Origin of the sequence: Dongia sp., from assembly GCF_041910485.1 — a bacterium.
Taxonomy (GTDB): domain Bacteria; phylum Pseudomonadota; class Alphaproteobacteria; order Dongiales; family Dongiaceae; genus Dongia.
In genome coordinates this window covers 150,021-158,055 of record NZ_JAYRQR010000024.1, presented here as the reverse complement: position 1 = coordinate 158,055, position 8,035 = coordinate 150,021, and the positions used below count along the sequence as shown (strand labels likewise).

General features: G+C 63.2%; 6 protein-coding genes. 1 reads left to right on the top strand and 5 read right to left on the bottom strand.

The genetic code is table 11. The features are described 5' to 3' along the window. Positions 1 to 340: 340 nt before the first annotated feature. Complete coding sequence (gene mutS, locus ACE3PP_RS07370) at positions 341 to 3,031, bottom strand: DNA mismatch repair protein MutS (protein WP_374379871.1); 2,691 nt, start codon at positions 3,029 to 3,031, stop codon at positions 341 to 343. A gap of 86 nt (positions 3,032 to 3,117) precedes the next feature. Here mutS and ACE3PP_RS07365 point away from each other — a divergent pair, with 86 nt between their 5' ends. After that, complete coding sequence (locus tag ACE3PP_RS07365) at positions 3,118 to 3,855, top strand: hypothetical protein (protein WP_374379869.1); 738 nt, start codon at positions 3,118 to 3,120, stop codon at positions 3,853 to 3,855. Here ACE3PP_RS07365 and ACE3PP_RS07360 read toward each other — a convergent pair whose 3' ends face one another. From ACE3PP_RS07360 to ACE3PP_RS07345, 4 genes are all read right to left on the bottom strand, one after another. Continuing rightward, positions 3,856 to 4,686 carry an ABC transporter permease gene (locus ACE3PP_RS07360; RefSeq protein ID WP_374379866.1) on the bottom strand — a complete coding sequence of 277 codons (831 nt, stop codon included), beginning with the start codon at positions 4,684 to 4,686 and terminating at the stop codon, positions 3,856 to 3,858. Positions 4,687 to 4,690: 4 nt separating this feature from the next. Beyond that, positions 4,691 to 5,563 (bottom strand): ABC transporter permease, encoded by an 873-nt coding sequence (locus tag ACE3PP_RS07355; RefSeq protein WP_374379864.1) that lies wholly within the window; start codon positions 5,561 to 5,563, stop codon positions 4,691 to 4,693. After that, positions 5,560 to 6,660 (bottom strand): ABC transporter ATP-binding protein, encoded by a 1,101-nt coding sequence (locus ACE3PP_RS07350; RefSeq protein ID WP_374379861.1) that lies wholly within the window; start codon positions 6,658 to 6,660, stop codon positions 5,560 to 5,562. Before ACE3PP_RS07350 ends, ACE3PP_RS07355 begins: the two co-directional genes overlap by 4 nt. A 142-nt stretch (positions 6,661 to 6,802) precedes the next feature. After that, complete coding sequence (locus ACE3PP_RS07345; protein ID WP_374379858.1) at positions 6,803 to 7,984, bottom strand: PotD/PotF family extracellular solute-binding protein; 1,182 nt, start codon at positions 7,982 to 7,984, stop codon at positions 6,803 to 6,805. Between the last annotated feature and the right edge of the window lie 51 nt (positions 7,985 to 8,035).

Sequence of the window (8,035 nt, the reverse complement as noted above, 5' to 3'; positions counted from 1 at the left end):
GTTGCGGCGGTTAAGCCAGCCCCCGCCGGACCCGATGCGGTGACCGGGTTCCCCTCCTGGATGGCAGGAAGCCATCCACGTCACAGCCGGCAACGTCACGGCTGCCATAGCTGCCCGAGCGGGTCCGGATGGGGAGACGTGAAGAGAAGAGAGAAGTTGGTGAGGGCCGTCACTTCCCCCCTCTCCCCGACCCTCCCCCACGTTGGGGGGAGGGAGCCCGCCGAGTTCGCTGCGGCAGTAGCGACAGGCTGGCGCTAGTCCCCTCCCCCCACAGTCGGCGCATGCCGACATTCGTCGGCTGTGGGGGAGGGTTAGGGAGAGGGGGTGCAACTGACAACTGTCAGGTGTCGGAAAGAAGCCCCCGCAACCGGTAGAGCTCCTCCAACGCTGCGCGCGGAGAAAGCTCATCGGGGTTGACCGCTTTCAGGCGCTCCTCGACCGCGCTCGATTTCGCAAGCGCCGGTGCTGCCGGGGCCTGCACTGAGAAGAGTGGCAGATCGTCGGCGAGGCGTGACAACGCCCCCGCCTGCTCACCCCTTTCCAGAGTGGCGAGGACTTCCTCGGCGCGGTGGAGTGCTGCGGCCGGAAGCCCCGCAAGCTTCGCCACATGGATACCGTATGACCGGTCGGCGGCCCCCGGCCCGATCTCGTGCAGGAACTTCACCTCGCCCTGCCATTCCATCACCCGCATCGTGTGCGGCTTCAGCGCGGCAAGGGTTCCTGAGAGATGCGTCAGTTCATGATAGTGCGTCGCGAACAGGGCGCGGCAGCCGTTGATCTCGTGGATATGTTCGAGACACGCCCAGGCGATGGAGAGACCGTCGAAGGTCGCAGTACCCCGGCCGATTTCGTCAAGGATCACCAGCGAGCGCGGTGTGGCGCGGTTGAGGATCGCCGCCGTCTCCACCATCTCGACCATGAAGGTCGACCGCCCGCGCGCCAGATCGTCGGCGGCACCGACACGGCTGAAAAGGCGGTCGACCACGCCGATCTTGGCGGACCTAGCCGGCACGAAACTCCCCATCTGCGCCAGGATCGCGATGAGCGCGTTCTGCCTCAAGAATGTCGACTTACCGGCCATGTTGGGACCCGTCACCAGCCACAGCCGCTTTTCCGGCGAGAGGTCGCAATCATTGGCGACGAAGGTGCCGCCTTGGGTTTTCGCGAGCGCTGCTTCGACCACCGGATGCCGCCCGCCGCTGATGACGAACTCGGCCCCGTCATCGATCTCGGGCCGCACCCAATCGCCCTCGCGCGCGAGTTCCGCGAGCGCCGCGCCGACATCGATCAAGGCCAAGGCGGCGGCGGCCGTCGCGATCGGCTCGGCGCGGCCGATGGTCTCGCCCACCAGATCGTCGAACAGGCGCTGCTCCAAGGCGATCGCGCGGTCGCCGGCATGGACGATCTTGCTCTCGAGTTCAGCAAGCTCACCGGTCGAGAAGCGCATGGCATTTGCCATGCTCTGCCGGTGGATGTAACGTGCGTCGCCTTTCAGCTTGTCGGCATGAACCGGCGTCACTTCGATGTAATAGCCGATGACATTGTTGTGCCGGATTTTGAGTGCCGGAATGCCGGTCTCGTTTTTGAGCCGCGCTTCCAATTCCAGGATCAGTGTCCGCGAATCTTCCCGCAAGGACCGGTATTCATCGAGTTCCGGATGATATCCCTTGGCGATGAACCCGCCGTCCCGCGTCAGCAGCGGCAGATCCTCGGCGAGCGACCGCGTCAGGCGGTCCACCAGCTCGGCATGATGGCCAAGATCGCGCGCGGCATCGGCGAGCAACGCCGGCACCGCCACCGCCTTCCCCTCGATGAGGGCGCGGAAATCGGCCGTTGCCTTGAGGCCATCGCGAATGCTGGCGAGATCGCGGGGGCCACCGCGACCGGCGGTAAGGCGCGACAGCGCGCGTTCGAGATCGGGCACGCGGCGCAAGGCCTCGCGCAGCCGGTCCCTGAGCGCATCCTCGCTCACCAGATATTGGACGAGATCGAGGCGCGCCAGGATCGCAGCGGCCTCGGTCAGGGGTGCCGACAGCCAATCGCCGAGCAAGCGCCCGCCGGCGCCGGTCAGGCTGCGGTCGATGGTGGCGAGCAGCGAGCCCTGCCGCTCGCCATTGAGTGTGCGGATGAGTTCGAGATTGCGCCGCGTCGCCGCGTCGATTTCCATGAGCGTGCCGTCGACCACCTGGCGCGGGGCCGAAAGGCGCGGGATCTTGCCCTGCTGGGTCAGTTCGACATAGTCGAGCACCGCACCGGCCGCGGCTACTTCCGCCCGCGTGAAGGCACCGAAGGCATCCAAGGTCGCGGTGCCAAGGAATTGCGTGAGACGCTTCCGCGCGTTGTCGCTGTCGAACCGCGCCGAGGGCAGCGGCGACAGGCGCTTCTTATAGTCGGCGAAGAATTCAAAAAGCTCGGGCCGCGCCAGCAGCCGGTCGGCGATCAGGATCTCGGTGGGATCGAGGCGCGCCATGGCGGCGGCGAGATCGCGCTCCGAGACCTTCTGCACGAAGAAGCTGCCCGTCGAGATATCGACCCAGGCGAGGCCCAGCTCACCGCCCGCTTCCGTGACGGAGGCGAGGAAATTGTGCCGCCGCGCTTCGAGCAGCGCATCTTCGGTCAGCGTCCCCGGTGTGACGATGCGCGTCACCGCGCGCTTCACCACCGATTTCGAGCCGCGCTTCTTCGCCTCCGCCGGGTCCTCGATCTGCTCGCAGACCGCGACCTTGAAGCCCTGGCGCACCAGCTTCGACATATAGGCTTCGTGCGCGTGGACCGGCACGCCGCACATCGGAATTTCTTCGCCGGCATGGCGCCCGCGCTTGGTCAATGCGATGTCGAGGGCGGCGGAGGCCTGGACCGCATCCTCGAAGAACATCTCGTAGAAGTCGCCCATCCGGTAAAACAGCAGCGCGTCCTGATGCTCGCGTTTGGCCGCGAGATACTGCGCCATCATCGGCGTCGCATCCCCCGACTCGCGCGCCCACATCGGGGTCTCGGCAGCTGTTGCTTCGGAAGTGGCCTGACTGTCCATGGGCCGCAGGCTTACCACCGGCCCGGGGGATTCGCTAGCAGCCCATTTTGCCCTTGACGGGCAGAGCTTGTCTCTGCTCGTAATAAATGATCAAGAAATCTAACAACAAACATAAGTCGCTCTCCGGCGATCTGCTGAAGGCCTACAAAAATACCATGAAAAAGATTCTGATCGCCGCCCTCCTCCTGCTTTCCGCCTGCGTTGCCCCAGATGAGAAGCCTGTCGGCACCATGACCGTCAGCAACAGGACCTGGGGCTCATTCCAGGAATATCTCGGCCGCATCGGCAGCAATCACCCCGGCGCTTTCGCCATCGGGAAAGACGGGGACGGCTCCTATTATATCTGGTGCGCAGACGTTCTCTGCGCCGGCGGACCGACCTATAAGCGCGATGCGCTGAAGGGGTGCGAGCGGTACGGCATCGATTGCGTGATCTTTGCCTTCGGTCGCGACATCCTGGTCCCTTATAAGCTGGAAGAACGGGCGGCCTATGTGCCCGACACGACTGTCTCCAGCGCAGCGCCGACGGACACGAAGCAAACGCAGCGTATCTCCAACAGCCTGAAAAGCGAGATCAACCACTATCTCGCGGGCTCCAAGGTCCAGACCGGGAGATACCGGTACCTTGCCGTCAATCCGAGCGGCGACAGGCTCGGCCTTTCGATCAGTTGCAGGATCAAGAAATCCGGCTGGGGCGGCTGGACTTCCGAAGGCTGCGGCGAAGACCAAGCCAAGCAACTCGCCATCGACGATTGCGGCAGCGATTGCCGCATCATCTACGAGGGCGAGCATCTCGACCCAGCGATCAGGATCGAATGGTACTGATCACGCCGCCTTCCGGCGCATCCGGTCGGCGAGGATCACCAGCAGGATGCCTGGAATGAATACCACGGTCGCAATCGCCGGATAGAGCGGCGAGGAACCGGTGGCGATGCCGGAGAAGACGAAGGTCGGCAAGGTCCGGGTCGAGCCGGCGAGGCTGTAGGTGAGATAGAAGTTCCCCCAGGAAAGCAGGAACGCGAAGATCGCCGCCGAGAAAATGCCCGGCCACAGCAGCGGCAAGGTCACATAGCGATAGACTTCGAGCTTGGTGGCGCCGCAATCGCGCGCGGCGTCCTCAAGCGTGCTGTCGAAATTGAAGACCTGCACCGCGACGATCACCAGCGCAAAGGGCGTGATATAGACGATGTGCCCGATGATCGCCGTGACGATGCCGGTGTTGAAATTGAACTGGCGCCCCAGCACCGAGAACCACAGCAGCAGCACGATGCCGAGCAGCAATTGCGGGAAGGCGAGCGGTGCCGCACTCAACCCCGTGAAGGGCAGACGGAAGCGGAAGCGATAGCGCACCGCGACAATGGCGGCCGCAGTGCCGATGAGGGTTGCAAAGATGGTCGCCACGACCGCGATCACGGTCGAATTCCACAGGGCATCGCGGGCGCCGGAATTCTCGAAAAGGGCTGCGTACCATTTCAGCGACACACCCTCGAACGGCAGCGTCGGATAGCGGCCTTCCTGGAACGAGAAGGCGATGAGCGTGAAGATCGGCAGATAAAAGAAGATGAGGATCGCCGCGACCGATCCGTAGAGCAGGAGGTTGGCGAGCCGCGCTTCGCTCTTGGCATTCATCCAGGGGGTGGGTGTCGGATATGCCATGATCTTAGACCGGTCCCATGTGGCGCTTCAGGGAATAGACGCGGTTGAAGAGGAGGACAACGAAGACGGCGACCGTCATCAGGACCAGCGTCAACGCGGCACCGAGGGGCCAGTTGACGCGCGTCTCGAAGGTTTGGCGGATGAGTTCTGCCGACATCGGCGACTTGCCGCCGCCCAGCACCTTGGGTTCCAGGAAGACGCCGACCGCCAGCAGGAAAATGAGCACCGAGGCCGCCCAGATACCGGGCCGGGCCAGCGGCAGGGTCACTTCCCAGAAGGCGCGGAACTTGCTGGCCCCCGCATCATAGGCGGCAAGGATCAATGAGCGATCGATGGCGTCGATCGAGAGGTAGATGGTGAAGATGGCGAAGGAGAGCAGATTGTAGACCATGCCCAGCATCGTCGCCCAATCGGTGAAGAGAATGTCGATGGTCGCCGGCGGAAAGCCCAGTCCCTGCAGCAGGTAATTGGCGGCGCCGTTCTTGTCGAGGAACAGCACCCAGCCGAACGTCTTCAAGGTCGCATCGGTGAGGAACGCAAAGGTGATCAGCACCTTCACATGGTCCTGATAGGCGCGCAGCCTTGTGGCCAGCGCATAGGCGACCGGAAAGGCTATGACGAGGCAGAGGAGGACACAGACGATCGCCATGAACAGCGTGTGCCCCAGGATCGTCCAGTAATGCGGCTTGGTGAAAATGTCGGTCCAGGTATCGAGCGACCAGGTCCAGTTGAGCTGGAAGTTCTTGGTCTTCTGGAAGGTGAGCGCCACCGTCATGAGGAGCGGCGCCAGAAAGAACGCCGTCTGCAGGACGACGCTGGGCAGCGCCTTCACCAGCAATTCCGGATCGCGCCAGCTGCGGTCGATGGCGTCGCTCATGCTGCAGCCCGTTCACGGAAGAGATAGATGTCGCGCTTGGGGAAGCCAAGCCGCACGCTGTCGCCGATATTGGCCGGCTGCGTCGAGGCACCGGGTAGTTCGAAGATGAGCGGCGCGCCGTTGGCGAGGCTGCTCCTGAACTGCACCGTGCCACCCTTGCAGAAGATTTCGGTGATGGTGACGTCGAGGATGAAGTCGGCGCGCTCACCCGCACCCAGCGGCGTGATGAGTTCGGGCCGCACCATGAGGAGCGCCGGGCCGTCGCCCAAGCCCGGCGCCACATAGGGTGCCGGCACGTGGGGGTCCGCTGCCGAAAGGCCCGGGGCACTCACCGCCCCACCCTTCACATCGACATGCAGAAGATTTGTATCGCCGATGAAGCCCGCCACGAAAGAATCGGCCGGCCGGTAATAGATGTCGTTGGGACCACCCACCTGCAGGATCTCACCCGACCGCATGACGCAGATACGGTCCGCCAACATGATCGCTTCTTCAAGATCGTGCGTCACATGGACAAAGGTGACGCCGACGCTGCGATGGAGGCGCTTCAGCTCCGCCTGCAGCACTTTCTTCAGCTTCACATCGAGCGCCGACAACGGCTCGTCGAGGAGGAGAAGCTTCGGCTCCGAGATCATCGAGCGCGCCAGCGCCACGCGCTGCTGCTCGCCGCCGGAAAGCTGGCGGGGATAGCGCGTCAGATATTCGCGCTTCAACTGCATCAGCTCGATCATCTCTTCGACGCGCGTGGCGATCGTCGCCGGGTCGACCTTCCTGAGCTTCAGCGGAAAGCCGATATTGTCGGCGACCGTCATGTGCGGAAAGAGGGCGAGCTTCTGGAAAACCATCGAGGTCGGCCGCGCCGCCGCGGGAACACCCAGCATGGGCTGCCCGCCGATCGCCAGGGTGCCGCTGTCCGGCTCCTCGAAGCCGGCGATATGCTTGAGGAGTGTCGTCTTGCCGCAACCGGAGGGGCCGACCAGCGCGATGAACTCGCCCTGTTGGACGCTGAGCGAGACGCCCTTCAGCGCCTGATAGGCGCCGAAGCTTTTCTTGAGGTTGCGTATTTCAAGGATCGTATCGCCAGCCATTGTCGCCATTTCGTTTCTTGGATTGTCACACCCCGCCCTCTTGCGCTCAAGAATGGGCGGACCATGCCAACAGAGGTACCTAAAGATAAACACCCCCGGACCAGCCGGGAAAGGCTGAATCCGGGGGTGAGACTTGTTGCGGACGTGTCGCTTACTGCGCCGCCGCCAGCTCTTCCTGCCAGATCGCCAGCATCTCGTCGATGTTGGGGGCGATGCGGTGCATCTGGGAATTATCCCAGGCGTGCCACATGTAATCGGTCTGCAGGATGCTCTTTTCCTCGTCCGTGTAGAGCTCTTCCACCGCCTTGTTGGTGACGACGTTGCAGGTGGTGTCGAGCAGCGACAGGATGTGACCTGCCTCCTTGGAGACGACGTGCTTCAGGAGCTTCTGCGCGAGTTCCGGCTGATCGGTTTCCTTGACGATCGCCGTCGCTTCCACCCAGATGATGCCCTGCTTCAAGCCGTTCTTGGGGTCGGGCACGGTCGCGATGATGTTCTTGTGACCCTGCTTGCGTACGGCCGAGGTGAGGTAGGAACCGGCGCCGATGCAGCCCAGGAGCGAGCCGTCGAGCAGGCCCTTCTGCGCTTGCGTCAGATCGGCCACCAGCGTGCGGGTGTTCTTGAACATGGCACGCAGAACCTTGCGCACTTCCTCAAGCGCCGCGGCATCGAGTTCCTGATAGGGATCGATGCCGGCATGGAGCGCCATCGGCAGGATCGGCCAATCGCCCCAATCCATGACGCAGATCTTGTCCTTGTTCTTGGCATCGAACACCGGATCGTAGGTGCGCCACAAATCGGGATCGGAAACGTCGGTGTTGATGCAACCGCCGACCCAGCCCCAACGCGTCGCGACGCCGATGGTCTTGCCCTCGTTCATCAAGGGCTCGAAGGGCGGTTTGAATTGATCGTAGAAGGTCGCGTAGACGTCGGCGTAATCGTCAGGATTGAGTTCCAGGGCGAGGCCGGCCGGACCCATGCGCGTCACCCAGGGCATGTCGCTGGAGACGATATCGATCTCACGCGAGGCACCAGCCTGGAGTTTCGCGAAACCGCCCGGCGAGTCGACGATGAGGTCGAAAGCGATATCGACATCGTTGGCGGCCTTGAACGGATCGATGATGCGCGGGTCGTTATAGCCTTCCCAGCACATGTAGCTCATCTGCGAGGCAGCGCGGGCGGACCGCCCGAAGGTCAAGCCGCTCATTGCGGCGGCACCCGCTGCGGCACCGGCCGTCTTCAGCAGACGGCGGCGCGACATGCCTTCATCGTCAAGGCCCATCGCCTTGATCTGGTTCTGATAGAATTTCGGTAGATCACTGTACCAGGACATCCCAACCTCCCTTGTGTGAAGTGCGGGCAGCCGGTCCAATTTGCGCGCTCA